This window comes from Nocardiopsis sp. iso_186 (assembly GCF_056173365.1).
This window is the reverse complement of the sequence record NZ_CM149670.1, coordinates 105,862-120,618: the sequence shown is the minus strand read 5'-3', so window position 1 is coordinate 120,618 and position 14,757 is coordinate 105,862. Positions and strand designations below refer to the sequence as shown.

The window sequence follows — 14,757 nt, the reverse complement described above, 5'->3', positions numbered from 1 at the left end:
GGCGTGCTCCTTTGCCGTACGCGGGACCGCGTTCACACGCGGCCGTGTGGGGATGCGGATCGACGTGCGTTCCCACGGTTGTGGTGGGGGTGCCGGGCACCAGGGGCCTCTCATGAGCGCTTCCGGCCGGTCCGCCCCCGGCGCTCGGCCCAGCGTGCGCCGAAACCGCTGGGGGGATTGAGCGACCGGTATCCCACCCGCACCCGCTCCCAGATTTCCGGTCTGGCTCCCGGCCCCGAGGACTCGGGCAGGCCGGCGAGCAGGGTGTCGATCGCGTCGGCCGCCCACGCGGAATGACCGGTGGCGACGTTGTCGATGGTGTTGTGGATATCCACGAACCGCGTGTTGAAGCCGTACTTCTTCAGCGCCAGGCGGGCTCTGCGATAGGTGCCGCCCACCCCCGACAGCTCCATGGCCAGGTTCAGGCCCAGGACTTCCGGCAGGAACGTTCGGGGAAACCGACCGACGCAGAGCCAGTAGACGGGCAGTTCGAAGGACGCGTCCCGGAAGCCCGACCACCGGCCGAAGTCAGGTGAGGCCGTGGGGGGCAGGTTGACGTCCATCTCCTTGAGCACTTCGCGGTAGATGAGCGGGTGGTTGATCCTGGCCTGGCCGTTGCCGAGTTCGTCCCAGTACGTCTCGAAAAGCGAGTGGCCGATCTCCGAAGGTGCCAGTTCGTAGTCGCTGAACCCCTGGAGCCAGCTCCCGTCGATCAGTGTCAACGGTGCCGTCTGCACCGTGTCGTCGACGACGTCCTCGCGGGAGGGGAGCGGAACCTCCGCGTTCTCCTCGAACTCGGCCCCGTGCTGGTCGTGCTGGGCCTGGAGCCACGGCCGCAGTCCCGCCGGGTCCCAGGTTTTCGGGAGCGGCATGGTCCCGCCGTCCAGCCCGTACCGGGACCGCGCCAACCATCCGTTCACGTACTCCAGGCACCAGGCGCGCAATGCCGGGGTATCGGTGCGGACCATCAGGAGGTGGTAGGCCTCGCGCAGGTCGGCCGGTGCCCTGCCTTCGGAGAGCGGACCGGCCTTGATCGCGCGTGCGATCGACACCAATGTGTCCGGGTCGCGGCCCGGTGCGGCACCGGTTGCGGCCTCGGGACTCGACCCGGGGGTTGCCGGGAGCGAGTCGATCCAGCGACGGATCACGGTCAGGTCGTCCGGCGAGAACACCCGAAACATCGGGCCGCGTTCGCTCACCAATCCCTTGACCAGCGAACTCGCCTCGGAGCGCCCTGGCTTGACCAGCCTGCTCCGGGCAAGGACCTCCAGCAGCGGCCCCGGATCGGTCCGGGCGTCGTGCAGCCAGGCCGCCAGTGGACGTCCTTCGAGTGCGAACTGGTGGTGGTAGACCGCGCCTTCCCGGGCGCGCAGCCTCATCAGTTCGACCATGTCGTAGGCCGGATCGAACGACGCCTCCAGTTCGGTGTGGAGCTCGTTCACGTGGTCCCGCAGGGTGGCAAAGGTCCAGGCGAAGCCGAGGCGGACCGCTTCCTCCGCCTTTGCCCCCTCCAGTTCGACCAGCTCGTCCACCACCGCGCGGCACTCCTCGAAGGGGGAGGAGTCGTCCTCTCCGCGAATCGCCGAAGGGTCGATGGCCGCCCAGTCGGCCGCGTCCGGCAGCGTCTGCCGGACCATCGTGAGCGGGGGGAGCAGCCCTACCGCGCGCAGGCAGAGGTCCGCCCCCAGCAACTCGCCGCGGAAGTCGTCCGGGCGCCGGCTCATGACCATCAACAGCGCCGGGAGCAGGTAGCAGCCGTCCGCGATGCGCTGGTCCCCGGTGAGCCGGGCGAGTGGCACGGCGTTCTCGGAGAGCCTGAGCCTGCGCAGCAGTTCCAGGTACGCGCTGCCCCTGGATGCCCCCGGGTGCCCGACACCGACATCGGACGCGTACAACGCGAGGATACGCAGCACGAGCGGGTCGTCGGCGTTGCCGGGGGCGCTCAACCACTGCAGCCATGCCCCCGAGGCCAGGGACAACGGCGCGCACCCCAGGACCGCCCTGCGGATGAGTACCCGACGGGCACCGTCCTCGTCAACCTGGCTGCCGAGCGCACGAAACCGCTCTCCCTCGTCCAGCGCCCAGTCGGCGGTCTGCTGCACGAGGTCGTCGAGAGGCGGACGGTCGTCGACAATCCGACGACGGAGTTCGCCGTGGACTTCGCGCACAAGCCTGCCACCGGGGAAGCGCGCCTCCGGGTCGGCGGAATAGGCGTACAGCGTGCGTATGGCCGACCCGTCGTCATCCGACCACTCCGGCTTCGGAGTGGTCTCCGTCGCCGTGCTGACTGCCGAGTTCACTTGCATCCTTCCTCACCTCACGCCGTGGACCGACCTGTGTCGGACGAAGCCCCGACTGTCGCAACCGCTCTAGAACATGGGGTAGATCGACGCGTCGTTCTTCCTGCGGTTCTTCCTCCGCCGGTTCTTCTTGCGCCGGAACAACTTGTCCGCGATTTTTCGTAGGAAGGCCATACCGAAGTCCCCTTTCCGGGGTGTTGGGGGGTGCAGGGTGGGGCGAAGGTTGGGTCAGGAGAGCCCGAGCTCTTCGGCGAGGATGCGGGCGACCAGGTCATTGCCCTTGTCCGTGTAGTGCGCCCGGTCCACGAAGATCCAGTCCTTCTCGCCCATCGCCTCGGCGACGACGGGGTTGAGGTCGAAGAACCGGACGTCCTTCTTCTCGCAGCCGACCCGGACCGCGTCGGCGAACGCGCGCGAGACCTCCTTGGTGGAGATGTCGCCGTAGAGCTCTTCCCAGGTGCCCATCTTGGAGATGCGATCGATCTCGTCGAAGAGGAGTTGCTCCTCTGGTGCGTGGACGTTGCGCATCCACAGGGACATCGGCTGGAAGACGTAGGAGATTCGCGTCTGCGGCCCGGCCACTCGACGCCATGTGTCGAGGTGCCTCAGCGTCAGTTCGGCCGCGGCGTTGACGACCTTGGAAATGTCGCGCTGTACCTCGTCGTGGGTGGCGATGGTCTGCGTCTGCTCCGAGCGGCGACCGAAGATCTTGGAGCTCTTACGGTTGCGTTTGCGCAGATCATCCATCTGCTCGAAGTACTCGCCACAGAAAAAGAACGCGCCGTTGTCGCCCTGCTGCCATTCGGGAAGCCGGCCGACGGTCAGGTCGTTCAGTCCGGAGAAGAGGACGACTTCGTCGATCTCCGGCAACTGATGGCGATACAGCGTGAAGAGCAGCATCTCCTGCGTGGAGTTGTAACAGCGCCCCGCGAAGTTGAGCCAGGGCGCGGACGGTGCGTAACGGCTCCACAGCCGGGAGGTCAGGGTGTGCGCGTCGCTCGTGGTTCCGAAGCCCATCGCGGTCGAGCTTCCGGTCAGCACACGCACCGGTCCCGGTGGCACGTTCCCGCTGGCAGAGGCCTGTTCGCCGTTGGGGCCCACGGAGATCCGGAACCCCGACCGGTCGGTGTTGACCGTCGGCGAGGAGTAGTTCGCCCGATGGAAGTACATCAGGTACGGCTGATAGTTCCGTTGGCTCGGATCTTCAAATCTGTCGTATTCCCGCATCTGGGGGGTCAGTTCGTCGCGATGGAGTGCCACGGGTGGTCGTCCCTCGATTCTCAAAGGTCGGTTGGCGGGGTCCCCCGCCGGCGTTGCCGGGAGGCGCCGGGCAGGGGATCGGTCACGGCTCGAACAGCGGGCCTCGGTGCAGTTTGTGCTGGGCTGCCTGCGCCAACGGTCTAACCACCAGGTGGTCAACGTTGACGTGTGCTGGTAGCCCGATGACCAGGGCGACGCACTCGGCGACGTCCTCGGCGCCCAGTGGGCGATCGACTCCCTCGTACACGGCGGCGGCTTTCTCCCGGTCGCCCCGCAGACGGTTGACGGCGAACTCCTCGGTGCGCACCATCCCCGGGGCGACCTCGATGACGCGGACCGGCTCCCCGTTGAGCTCCAGCCTCAGCGTTTCGGCGAGCGCGTGTTCGGCATGTTTGGCCGCGCTGTATCCGCCTCCCCCGTCGTAATTGGTGAACGCGGCGGTGGAGGTGACCGTCACGATCGTTCCGCCGCCGCCGGCGCGGAGAAGGGGCAGCAATGCCTGGGTCACCCGCAGGGTGCCGAGCACGTTGACCGCGAACATCCGCTGCCAGTCCTCGGGGGACGCGGCGGCTACCGGGTCCGCGCCAAGGGCCCCGCCGGCGTTGTTGACCAGCACGTCACAGGTATCCAGTTCTGCCGCGAAGCGCCGAACCGCGTGCTCGTCGGTGATGTCCACGGACACCCCCCGGGCTCCGGTCTCTTCTTCGAGCGCGCGCAGCCGATCTGCGCGTCTGGCCACTCCTACGACGTCGAACCCGTCCTTCACCAGGCGGCGAACGGTCGCCGCACCGATACCGCTGCTCGCGCCGGTCACCACTGCTTTGGGAGCCAACTGGTACCACCATCTATGTAGTCGGTTCTGCCGACCGTTCGGCCAAGGAGAGCGGTAATTCTTCAGGCATTCATCCTGAGGGCAGCCCGAAAAATCCCATCGAGAGAGCGCACTTCGCCTTCCCCGCCCAGGGCACAGAAAGTCGAACACCAGAAGAAGTTTTTATTGTTAACAAAAATCGAAATGTTAAGGAGAACTCTCCGCACACACTTCGGAGAGAATCAACGACCGATCGGCGCACCACTCGAAACGGCACCACTGATTAGGGGAATCCGAAACTGTGAACAAAATGACCACAGATGGACACCGTCGCCCCACAGACCGCCATTCCCCCACTTCAAGCGCATGACAGAGGAGTCCCTGATCATGAAACCCGACAACGGCCCACCGCACTGTGGACGCAACCGAAACCGATGGCAACGGCACGATCCAGCCCCAACGCCTGTCTTTACGTGAATGAATGCAAGCAGCCCGTGATTGCACTCCCATAGCAAGACCAGCGATCCGCGCCGCCGCCCTGTCAACGACCGAACGGCAGGGACGAGCGTTTTCTTACAGCGCCAAGCTAGTTGTCCGAATAAGGCCCGTCAAGACTGCACTTCCACTCCGGGGAAAGCGGGCACATAACTCGTCCAAAAGTTCTTCAGGGCGGTTGACCCGCAGTTTCTTAAGGATTACCAGCCCTTTCCCATATCCTCACAGCAGGGCCGCGAAGATCCTTTTCAGAACCGGGGGTCGGAATATGCCCATTTCAGGGGTGAAGTGAAGGGCCGGACCCGTACCGCTTGGTCGGTTTGCGCCTGGCCGGAGTGGCCGAATCCGGACAGTACAGACAATGGGCCACTGGGGCGAGCGGGGTATAGAGGCCGACCCGTGCTTCACCTGCCCGGCCACTGACCTGTTCGTTTCTCCCGAATTACTCCTCGAACGCCCGCCTCGGGGCATTCCCGGGACCCTGTCGATGGCGCCGCGTCCGACCGATGATCACATCACCTGTTCTTCGGGCAGAGGACCGTTCATGTTCCTGCCACGGGGAACCGGCGTGCCCGACGATCGGCCCGGACGACACCGCGCCGCGTCATCCCAGGAGCATGACGACGAGCACGACGGTCAGCAGTCCGATGTAGGCGATCGCGTGGGCCCGATCGGGAATCGGGCCGGCGACGCGTCGCACGACGGCGATCGTGGGCAGGGAGCCGGCGAGCAGCGCCGCTGCCGCGGTCAGATCGATGAAGCCGAGGTAACCCCCGTCCAATGCGTCGGCGGCCCCGGTGGAGGCGAACGCGTAGACGATCGTGCCGACGGCCGCGACGGGTGCGCTGAGCGGGTTGGCCATCGCAGCGGCACTGGCCATGGCCAGACCCTTGCGGCGCAGCAGTGGCACGGTCATCACGCTGCCTCCCACACCGAGAAAACCGGCCACCGCGCCGATACCGATTCCCCCCGTGGTCGCTGTGAAAGGCCCGAGCGGCCGAGGCACGGCTTCGGTGCCGTGGGCGAGAAAGCCTTTCCTGACGAGGCTGTCGATGATGGTGACGGCAAGATAGGCGATGAACAGCGCCCGAAGTACGCCTTCGTCAACCAGCGTTGCGGCGAGCGCGCCGATCCCGCCCCCGATCCCGACGAACAACGCGAGCGGCCACACGTACTCCTTTTGCAACAGCCCGGAACGCCAGTGGGCAGCCGTGGCGGTAAGGGAGTTCACCATCATGACCGCCGTGGACGTGGCGACGGCGACATGCATCGCGTCATCGGCCGGTGTGGAGTTCACGAACGCGAATCCGTAGACGACCGGGACGACGACGAACCCGCCGCCGAAGCCGAACAGAACGGTGGTTGCACCGCTCAGGCAACCGAAGGCGAAGAAAGCCGGAAAAGAACTCAGCACTCTTCGACGGTAGAGACGCGCACCGTGTCCCGCATTCGATACAACGTCAGGTCCTTTCGAGTTTCGGACAACCCGACTAGCCTGGTCGCGTGCGCAACACCCCGATCGACGTAGTGGACCACCTCGACCGTGCGGTGCTGGCCATTGGCACGGATTACCCTCCGGACCATCTCCTGCGCACCCACCGGCACCGTCGTGCCCAGTTCCTCTACGGGGCGACGGGGGTCATGCGGGTCGAGACGGCCGAGGGCACGTGGACCGTGCCGACCCAGCGCGCGGTCCTGGTGCCGGCGGGTACCGATCATCAGGTCACCATGGTGAATGTCAGCACCAGGAGCCTCTACATCGAACCGGCTGCCGTGCCATGGTTCCCGAAGCGGTGCCAAGTCGTGGACGTCTCGTCGCTGCTGCGCGAACTCCTGCTGGAGGCGGTGGACATCGAACCGATGTATCCGCGTCGCGGTCGCGACGCGGCCGTCGTCGCGTTGATCCTGCACGAGATCAGCAGGTTCGCCCCTTTGCCATTTGAATTGCCGTTGCCGAACGACGACCGCCTGCGCAGGCTCTGCGAGCGTTTTCTCGGCGCCCCGCAGATCCACGACTCCCCGGCCCGGTGGGCGGCAGACCTGCACATGAGCGAACGGACACTCACCCGGCTCTTTTCCGCGGAAACCGGGATGAGCTTCACCCGGTGGCGCCAACGTGCCTGCGTCCTGCACTCCCTGCCACTGCTCGCCGGCGAACAGAGCATCGCCTCCATAGCGGCGAGCCTCGGTTACGAGAGCCCGGCCGCGTTCTCGACGATGTTCCTCAGGGTTCTGGGCTCGTCCCCCAGGGACTACCGGTCCTCGGCAGAGCGCAATCGATGAGCCCTTTCCTCGGGGAAGCCGTGAGTGACGGTTGACGAACCGTCCATGGGGTGGTTGCCGTCACGGCTCGGCCCCGTGCGGGGATCTCCCGCACATCCGGACCGTGCTGCGCTTTTCCCCGTACGCGAGCGTGCGGTGTGGCCCGGGTCCGGTCCACACCGCACGCTTCACCGGTGCCGTGCGACGACGGCGAAGCCCGGGAGCCGCTAGCCCAACCGGGCACGCAGCGCCTCGTACTCCTCCCAAAGCCCACCGGGCAGGTGGTCGCCGAACTTCTTGAAGAACTCCGGGATCAGGTCGGCTTCCTGACGCCAGACGTCACGATCGACGGTGAGCAGCAGGTCGAGGTCGTCCTGACCGAGGTCGAGCCCATCGGTGTCAAGTGCGCCGGAGGCCGGCAACAGCCCGATCGGGGACTCCACCGCGTCGGCCCGGCCGTCGAGCCGTTCCACGATCCACTTGAGCACCCGGCTGTTCTCGCCGAACCCCGGCCACACGAAGCGGCCCTCGCCGTCCTTGCGGAACCAGTTGACGTAGAAGACGCGCGGCAGCAGGGAGGCATCGGCGCGCTCCCCGACCGCGAGCCAGTGCGCGAAGTAATCGCCCATGTTGTACCCGCAGAAAGGCAGCATTGCGAAAGGATCGCGACGCAGCTCCCCCACCGTGCCCTCGGCCGCCGCGGTCTTCTCCGACGCGACGTTGGCGCCGAGGAAGACGCCGTGGCGCCAGGTGAAGGACTCCGTGACCAGGGGGACGGCGCTGGCGCGTCGGCCACCGAACAGAATCGCCGAGATCGGCACCCCCCGAGGGTCCTCCCACTCGGGGGCGATGGTCGGAGCCTGAGCGGCGGGCGTGGTGAACCGCGAGTTGGGATGGGCCGCGGGCTCGGTGGAGTCAGGGGTCCAGTCGCGCCCCTTCCAGTCGGTCAGGTGCGCGGGCGGCTCGTCGGTGAGCCCCTCCCACCAGACGTCGCCGTCGTCGGTGAGCGCCACATTGGTGAAGATGCTGTGGCCCCACAGCGCCTGGACCGCGTTGGCGTTGGTTTCCTGGCCGGTCCCGGGAGCGACACCGAAGAACCCGGCCTCTGGGTTGATGGCGTGCAGCCGCCCGTCGTCGCCGAAGCGCATCCAGGCGATATCGTCGCCGACCGTCTCGACCTTCCAGCCGGGAATGGTCGGGCTGAGCATGGCCAGGTTGGTCTTGCCACACGCGCTGGGGAAGGCCGCCGCGACGTAACGGGGCTCGCCCACCGGCGGGGTCAGCTTGACGATGAGCATGTGTTCGGCCAGCCAGCCCTCGTCGCGGGCCATCACCGAGGCGATCCGCAGGGCGTAGCACTTCTTGCCCAGTAGGGCGTTGCCGCCGTATCCGGAGCCGTAGGACCAGATCTCCCGGCTCTCGGGAAAGTGCGAGATGTACTTGTCCGGGTTGCAGGGCCAGGCGACGTCCTCCTGGCCGGGCTCCAGCGGTGCGCCCACGGAGTGGACCGCCCTGACGAAGGAGCCGCGCTCCTCGATGAGCCGCAGGGCCGGGGCTCCCATACGGGTCATGATGCGCATCGACACCGCGACATAGGCGGAGTCGGTGATCTCCACCCCGAGCTGGGAAATGTCCCCTCCCAGCGGCCCCATGCAGAACGGGACGACGTACATGGTGCGTCCGCGCATACAGCCCGCGAAGACGGTGGAGAACGTCGCGCGCATCTCAGCGGGATCGACCCAGTTGTTGGTGGGACCGGCGTCCTCCTCCTTCTCCGAGCAGATGAACGTGCGGTCCTCGACCCGGGCGACATCGCCGGGGTCGGAGCGGCAGTAGAAACTGTCCGGACGCAGTTCGGGGTTGAGGCGGGTCAGGGTTCCCTGCTCGACGAGCAGGGTGGTGAGCCGCTCCCACTCGGCGTCGGAGCCGTCGCACCAGACGATCTCGTCGGGCCGGGTCAGATCCGCGATGTCACGCACCCAGTTGACCAACTCTTGATGGCTGGTCGGGGACACACCGGCGTGGGCTGCCGTAACAGACACGGTTTCTCCTCCTTGTGGGGTCACGACCGCATCATGAACGACGGACTCCCCTCCCGGCCAGTTGGCCTAGACCTTGGACTAGACCAATTTATCTCTCCCAAAACATGCTTTGAGCTGCATATATGCTCGAAAAATACCCGTGGGAGCGGTCTCATGGATCGACATACTTGATTTTCCTTGCTCCCCCTTCCGCCTCATAAAAGAGCCCGTTCAACAGCGATTACGGGATCGATACGTCCCCCAGCACCGCAGGTGGTCCACCAAAAACGGGCGAGTCATCGGCCGTCCATGGCCACCGGGACGACACCGCAGCGGCGCTGGTCAGTCGGCACAGCGGTGCAGGGGCGGCCCTTCCAAGGCGCAATGGGACGTAGCGGCACGGTTCGGCCGCCGGAGCGGGTTGCGGATGGTGAAGGCGGCCAGCACGCCGCCCACGATGCACAGTCCGCCGCACAACCAGACCGCCGAACGAAAACCCGTGTCGAAAACGGCGGGATCGAGGTAGGCGCCTCCGGTGATGCCGACCGCCGCGGGAAGCACCGCCACGGCGATCAGGCCGGCGGCCCGGGAGACGTCGTTGTTCACGGCGGAGGCGACTCCTGCGTGTTCCCGGGGCGCCGCCTCCAGCGCGGTCGTGGTCAACGGGGCCACCACCGTGGCGAGCCCCGCACCGAGGACGAGGACGGCCGGCAAGACGTCAACCAAATAGCCGGCATCGGCACCCGCACGCGACATCAGAGCCAGTCCCGCACCGACGATCACCGGCCCCACTGCCATTTGCAGCCGGGGGCCGATCCGGGTGGCCAGCGCGCCCGAACTCGCCGAGAAGGCCAGCATGATCGCCGTGAGCGGCAGCAACGCGATCCCGGAGGCAAGAACCGAGTACCCGCTGACCTGCTGAAGCTGGATGGGCAGCAGGAACAGCGCGGCACCCAGCGCGCCATAGACGATGAAGGTCACCGCGTTGGCCGCCCGGAACTGTGCGGAGGCGAGCAGCCCCAACGGCAGAATCGGGTGCGGGGTGCGCCGCTCCCAGACGAAGAAGCCGGGCAGGCACAGCAGTGCGGCAGCGACACCCAGCAGGACCAAGGGCGCATCCCAACCGCGGACGGGGCCCTCGATGAGTGCGTAGGTCAACCCGATCAACCCGCCGGTGATCAGCACACCCCCGATGACGTCAACGTTGCCGACCGCGGCACGATCCCGGGATTCGGGGACGTGGCGCAGGCTGATCAGCACCACGACAGCGGCCAGCGGCAGGTTGATGAGGAAGATCAACCGCCACGAGTACGCCTCGACCAGCCATCCCCCCAGGAAGGGGCCCAGTGCGGTGGCGACTCCACCGAGCCCCGACCAGGCTCCGATGGCCTTACCCCGGTCCTGGGCGGTGAAGGACCCCTGCAGGATCGCCAGGCTGCCCGGGATGAGCAGCGCGGCACCCACCCCTTGGAGCGCTCGGCCGACGATCAGCAGGAACGCGCTGGGGGCCATCGCGCACAGCAACGAGGCCAGAGCGAACCACACCACCCCGGCGACGAAGACCCTGCGCCGGCCGTAGCGGTCGCCGAGCGCGCCTGCCACCAGCAGAAGACCGGCCAGGGTCATCATGTAGGCGGTCACAACCCATTGGAGGTCCGCCAGGCCGGTGTCGAACTCACGGCCGATGGTGGGAAGCGCGATTCCCACCACCGTGGAGTCAATGGCGGCCAGGGCCGACCCCAGGACGGTGGCCAGCAGGATCCACCGCCCTTGCGGGCTGCGGTACTCGACCGCGGCCTCCGAGAGACTTCCCGACTCGGACATGGCATCCGCCTTCGCTCGACCAGGGCCACCGAATCCGACGCCTTCTCCCGACGGCCACAGCGTAACCCTCCTACCCGGTGGCGGCCGGGACAGCGCGTCCGATTCGTTCAAGAAAACCGGCGGGCAGTACGCATAGCGTGGCCGGTATGGCAATCACATTCGATCTGGTCGGCCTGGTAGTGGCCGACATGGGCGCATCACTGGCGTTCTACCGACGGCTCGGGCTGGACCTCCCGGCCGAGGCGGACAAGGAACCGCACGTCGAGGTGGCATTGCCCAGTGGGCTGCGGTTGGCCTGGGACACCGCGGAAGTCATCCGCTCCTTCGACCCCGACTGGGTCGCGCCCTCGGGCGGGCACGGCGTGAGTCTGGCGTTCGCGTGCACAAGCGCGGCCGAAGTGGACGCGGCCTACACCGACCTGGTGGGGGCGGGCTACCGCGGACACAAGGAACCATGGGACGCGTTCTGGGGGCAGCGCTACGCGGTGGTGCTCGACCCCGACGGCACCGTGGTCAACCTGTTCGCGACACTGCCCGACTGATCAGGGCGACCCCTGAGAAGCACGCCCAGGGGAGCGCCGGCCAGGGCCCGCACCTCGCGGGAGAGGTGGGCCTGGTCCGCGTAGCCCGTGACAGCGGCCGCCTCTGCGGCGGGCGTCCCGGAGCGGCCGAGGTCGAGCGCACGGTTCATCCGCAGAATCCGGGCCAGTGTCTTGGGACCGTAGCCGAAGACGTCCAGGCAGTGCCGGTGCAACTGACGCGCCCCCAGCCCTACTTCCTCGGCGGTCGTGGCAACCGGGGTCCCCGACGCCAACAACGCAAGGACGGAACGGGTACGCGGATCGGGTGCTCCCCGGGTTCGCCACAGTTCGACCGTCAGCGTTTCCAGTGCCGCCCCCTGTTCGGTAGCCTCCGCGATCTGCTCCTCCAACCGGCGCACCCGCGCACTCGGCCACAGATCCGTGAGCGGTACCCGGAGGTCGCGCAGGTCGGCGGCGCGCACTCCGAGCAGCACGGGCCCGGCACCGGGGGTGAACCGTACCCCGTTGTAGGACGCGTCGGGTCTGCCCGGGTAGAGCTTCGCCACGGTGTCGGGGCCCGCGACCAACAGTGCTCCGTCCACCCAGATCAGGTCCATGCATCCGTCTGGCAACACCCGGCGCTCGGTGTCCCCGGCCAGGTCCCGACTCCACCAGAGGACCGCCCCGGGCAGGGCGGACGGCCTTTCCCGATACATGCTCCAAGTCTCGCACCCGGCACCGCAAAACGGTTGGCCGCCCGCAGCGAATACTCGGCGTTTACACCGCTGGCCAGCGGGGATGACGCGATATCTGGTGCGCGGACACAGCGGACACAGCGGACACAAACGAAGGGACTGTTGACATGACCGTGACCACCGAGACGAACCCATCGCCCACCGGGGGGCGGCACCGTTGGGCGGTCGGACTCGCTGTCCCCGTCCTCGTGCTGGTCGGTGCGTGCGGCACCACGATGCCCGAAGAAGGCGCCGCCCAGAGCACCGCCGCCGCGGCCCCCTCCACCGCGACGACGCCGACCGGACAGCAGGACGGCACTCCGGCGAGCAGCGAGCCCGGGCAGGAGGATGCCGCGGCCTCCGCCTGTACCTCAGCGGACGTGGCGATCGAGCTGGGCGGTGGCGACGCCGGGGCGGGATCGGTCAACCGCGACATCGTGGTGACCGACACCGGGGCAACCGACTGCACCCTGAACGGGTACCCGGGACTGGCGTGGGTGGACGCCGACGGCAACCAGATCGGCGGGTCCGCCGAGCGGGACGGTTCCGACCACTCGGTCGTCACGCTCTCCCCCGGAGACTCGGCCACGGCTTCCTACCGGCAGGCCAATCCGCTGAACTTCCCCAAGGAGGAGTGCGACCCCACCGACGCGGCAGGGTTGCAGGTCATCCTCCCCGAGACCGACGAGCCGTTCTTCGTCCGGGTCAACGACGCCACGGCGTGCGCCGGCGACGTGGGCGCACCACAGGTCCGCCCCTTCGTCGCGGGCTAGAGGAACGGTCCGAGACGACGACGGGAGATCCGCCCCGGGAACAACGGTCCCGGGCAGGTCGGGGCCGCCCGACCCGTGACGCTAGCCTGTGGGTGCCAACGTGCGCCGACCCAGCCGGAGAAGACCTCGATGAACCGTTTTGCCAGGACCGCAGCGGCCAGCCTCGCGGGCGCAGCCCTGTTCGCCTCGGCCGCGTGCCAGGCCGAGTCCCCCGAGCCGGAGTCCCAGAACGACAACGGCGAGGCGGTCGGGCCAGCCGCGGTGGACTCCACCGTCACCGGCGCGACGCTGAGCACCAGCGAAGGCGACATCGAGGTGGTGCTGTTCCCCGAGCAGGCACCGCAGACAGTGGGCAACTTCGTGGGGCTGGCCGAGGGTGCTACCACAGCCAACCCCGAGACCGGCGACGAGCGGTTCTACGACGGCACGGTGTTCCACCGGATCATCCCGGACTTCATGATCCAGGGCGGCGACCCAACGGGGACCGGCACCGGAGGGCCCGGATACACCTTCGGTGACGAGATCGACCCGGAACTCACCTTCGACGCGCCCGGCAAACTGGCGATGGCCAACGCCGGGCCCGGCACCAACGGGTCGCAGTTCTTCATCACTTCGGCGGCGACCCCGCACCTGGACGGCAAGCACACCATCTTCGGCGAGCTCGCCGACGAGGCCGGCCAGGATGTGGTGGCCGCCATCTCCGCAGTACAGACCGACCCTTCCGACCGGCCCACCGAGGACGTGGTGCTGGAGTCGGTGACCATCCACCGTTCCGGGGACTGATCGCAGGGGGGGTGAGTACCCACCAGGTGCTCACCCCCGCAAAGGCCGGGGCTCCTTCAAGCGGCCCTGAACACCTGCTGCTCGTGCCATGACACGTGGTCGGCGTGTACCCCGGCGGTACCGGTCGGGGTGAGGAGCAAACGGCCGTGCAGGGCACCCACCTGGGTGTGCGCCGCGGAAGCGTTCCCGGCGAAGGCCGGGGAGACCACGACCTGCAACCGGGCGGTCAGCCCCAGCACCCCCTTGTCGAAGAGCTTGTGGTGCAGTGCACACAGGCACAGCCCGTTGTCGAGGTCGTCGGGGCCGTCGAAGGCCCACCAGCGCACGTGCGCCGCGTCCAGCCCGACCGAGGCAGCGGCACCGAACCGACCGGCGAAACCGCAGAAGGCGCAGGTATGCCGGTAGGCGGTCAGTACCTGTTGACGAAACCGCGGGTCGCGGCGCCGCCCCGAACGGGAGACGACCGCGGCCAGTCGTGCGGTGTCGAGGTCGAGCCCTGCCATGCGACAGATGTCGTCATGGAGGGAAGGGGCGAAATTGTCGTCCAGAATCGCCTGGGCAAGAGTTGACAGCGCCTCGGGACGGTCCAGTAGCTCGGCGGCCAACTCCGGGCCGAGGCGGCCGCTCGCCCCACTGTCGCGCAGTTTGACGGGGGACGGACCGGGGCTGCCACCACCGTCAACAGTACGCACGATCCACACACCGTCGTCGGTGCTCAAATGGTGAAAGGGATAGTGGGGACCGCCCGCGCCCGGGGCGGCGAACTCGCTGATCAGCGCCTGGAGTTCGGCCTCGGCGGCCGAGTACCCGATCGGAGCCGCACCTCCCAGACGTTGGAAATGCGCCAGCGCGTAGAGCAGCAGTAACGGCTTGTGGGGGGCTCGCCGGCCGTTGCTGCGCCCCATCCGCACCCGCAGAACCCGCTCCAGGACATCCACGGCCACCAGCGTAGAAGACCGCCGATGGCCCTGAC

Annotated in this window: 12 protein-coding genes; 4 read left to right on the top strand and 8 right to left on the bottom strand. The window is 67.6% G+C overall.

Annotation, left to right across the window (positions count from 1 at the left end):
* Window positions 1–110: 110 nt before the first annotated feature.
* The 4 genes from AC0VYP_RS00520 to AC0VYP_RS00505 all read right to left on the bottom strand — a co-directional run bounded on the left by AC0VYP_RS00520 (window position 111) and on the right by AC0VYP_RS00505 (window position 6,280).
* Window positions 111–2,300, bottom strand: a complete 2,190-nt coding sequence (locus AC0VYP_RS00520; RefSeq protein ID WP_475472050.1) for an iron-containing redox enzyme family protein — start codon at window positions 2,298–2,300, stop codon at window positions 111–113.
* Between the two features lie 228 nt (window positions 2,301–2,528).
* Window positions 2,529–3,560, bottom strand: a complete 1,032-nt coding sequence (locus AC0VYP_RS00515) for an SGNH/GDSL hydrolase family protein (protein ID WP_475472049.1) — start codon at window positions 3,558–3,560, stop codon at window positions 2,529–2,531.
* Between the two features lie 82 nt (window positions 3,561–3,642).
* The gene (locus AC0VYP_RS00510; RefSeq protein WP_475472048.1) at window positions 3,643–4,392 is read right to left on the bottom strand and encodes an SDR family oxidoreductase; all 750 of its coding nucleotides are present in this window, start codon (window positions 4,390–4,392) and stop codon (window positions 3,643–3,645) included.
* Between the two features lie 1,078 nt (window positions 4,393–5,470).
* Window positions 5,471–6,280 (bottom strand): TSUP family transporter, encoded by an 810-nt coding sequence (locus AC0VYP_RS00505; RefSeq protein ID WP_475472047.1) that lies wholly within the window; start codon window positions 6,278–6,280, stop codon window positions 5,471–5,473.
* 89 nt (window positions 6,281–6,369) lie between these two features.
* On the opposite strand from AC0VYP_RS00505, the gene AC0VYP_RS00500 reads away from it, so the two are divergent.
* Entirely contained in the window at window positions 6,370–7,149 is a 780-nt protein-coding gene (locus AC0VYP_RS00500) for an AraC family transcriptional regulator (RefSeq protein ID WP_475472046.1), read from the top strand.
* A gap of 206 nt (window positions 7,150–7,355) precedes the next feature.
* On the opposite strand, the gene AC0VYP_RS00495 is transcribed toward AC0VYP_RS00500, so the two are convergent.
* Both AC0VYP_RS00495 and AC0VYP_RS00490 read right to left on the bottom strand, forming a co-directional pair.
* Window positions 7,356–9,170 (bottom strand): phosphoenolpyruvate carboxykinase (GTP), encoded by a 1,815-nt coding sequence (locus AC0VYP_RS00495; RefSeq protein ID WP_475472045.1) that lies wholly within the window; start codon window positions 9,168–9,170, stop codon window positions 7,356–7,358.
* A 321-nt stretch (window positions 9,171–9,491) separates the two neighbouring features.
* Window positions 9,492–10,973 carry an MFS transporter gene (locus AC0VYP_RS00490; RefSeq protein WP_285761352.1) on the bottom strand — a complete coding sequence of 494 codons (1,482 nt, stop codon included), beginning with the start codon at window positions 10,971–10,973 and terminating at the stop codon, window positions 9,492–9,494.
* A 146-nt stretch (window positions 10,974–11,119) separates the two neighbouring features.
* Between AC0VYP_RS00490 and AC0VYP_RS00485 the strand changes: the two genes are divergently transcribed.
* A complete protein-coding gene (locus tag AC0VYP_RS00485; protein ID WP_475472044.1) occupies window positions 11,120–11,515 on the top strand; it encodes a VOC family protein in 396 nt (131 codons plus the stop codon).
* Here the strand turns inward: AC0VYP_RS00485 and AC0VYP_RS00480 are convergent.
* Window positions 11,452–12,210, bottom strand: coding sequence for a helix-turn-helix domain-containing protein (locus AC0VYP_RS00480; protein WP_475472043.1), 759 nt, complete (start codon window positions 12,208–12,210; stop codon window positions 11,452–11,454). The genes AC0VYP_RS00485 and AC0VYP_RS00480 overlap by 64 nt on opposite strands.
* Before the next feature lie 146 nt (window positions 12,211–12,356).
* Here AC0VYP_RS00480 and AC0VYP_RS00475 point away from each other — a divergent pair, with 146 nt between their 5' ends.
* Entirely contained in the window at window positions 12,357–13,001 is a 645-nt protein-coding gene (locus AC0VYP_RS00475; RefSeq protein WP_475472042.1) for a DUF4232 domain-containing protein, read from the top strand.
* Between the two features lie 129 nt (window positions 13,002–13,130).
* Window positions 13,131–13,784, top strand: coding sequence for a peptidylprolyl isomerase (locus tag AC0VYP_RS00470; RefSeq protein ID WP_475472041.1), 654 nt, complete (start codon window positions 13,131–13,133; stop codon window positions 13,782–13,784).
* 56 nt (window positions 13,785–13,840) lie between these two features.
* Here the strand turns inward: AC0VYP_RS00470 and AC0VYP_RS00465 are convergent, their stop codons facing one another.
* Entirely contained in the window at window positions 13,841–14,722 is an 882-nt protein-coding gene (locus AC0VYP_RS00465) for a phosphorothioated DNA-binding restriction endonuclease (RefSeq protein WP_285761427.1), read from the bottom strand.
* Between the last annotated feature and the right edge of the window lie 35 nt (window positions 14,723–14,757).

Bases quoted from the DNA above. Each gene is read 5' to 3' on its own strand.
- AC0VYP_RS00490 (WP_285761352.1), bottom strand. From the start codon at position 10,973: ATGTCCGAGTCGGGAAGTCTCTCGGAGGCCGCGGTCGAGTACCGCAGC.
- AC0VYP_RS00485 (WP_475472044.1), top strand. From the start codon at position 11,120: ATGGCAATCACATTCGATCTGGTCGGCCTGGTAGTGGCCGACATGGGC.
- AC0VYP_RS00480 (WP_475472043.1), bottom strand. From the start codon at position 12,210: ATGTATCGGGAAAGGCCGTCCGCCCTGCCCGGGGCGGTCCTCTGGTGG.
- AC0VYP_RS00475 (WP_475472042.1), top strand. From the start codon at position 12,357: ATGACCGTGACCACCGAGACGAACCCATCGCCCACCGGGGGGCGGCAC.
- AC0VYP_RS00470 (WP_475472041.1), top strand. From the start codon at position 13,131: ATGAACCGTTTTGCCAGGACCGCAGCGGCCAGCCTCGCGGGCGCAGCC.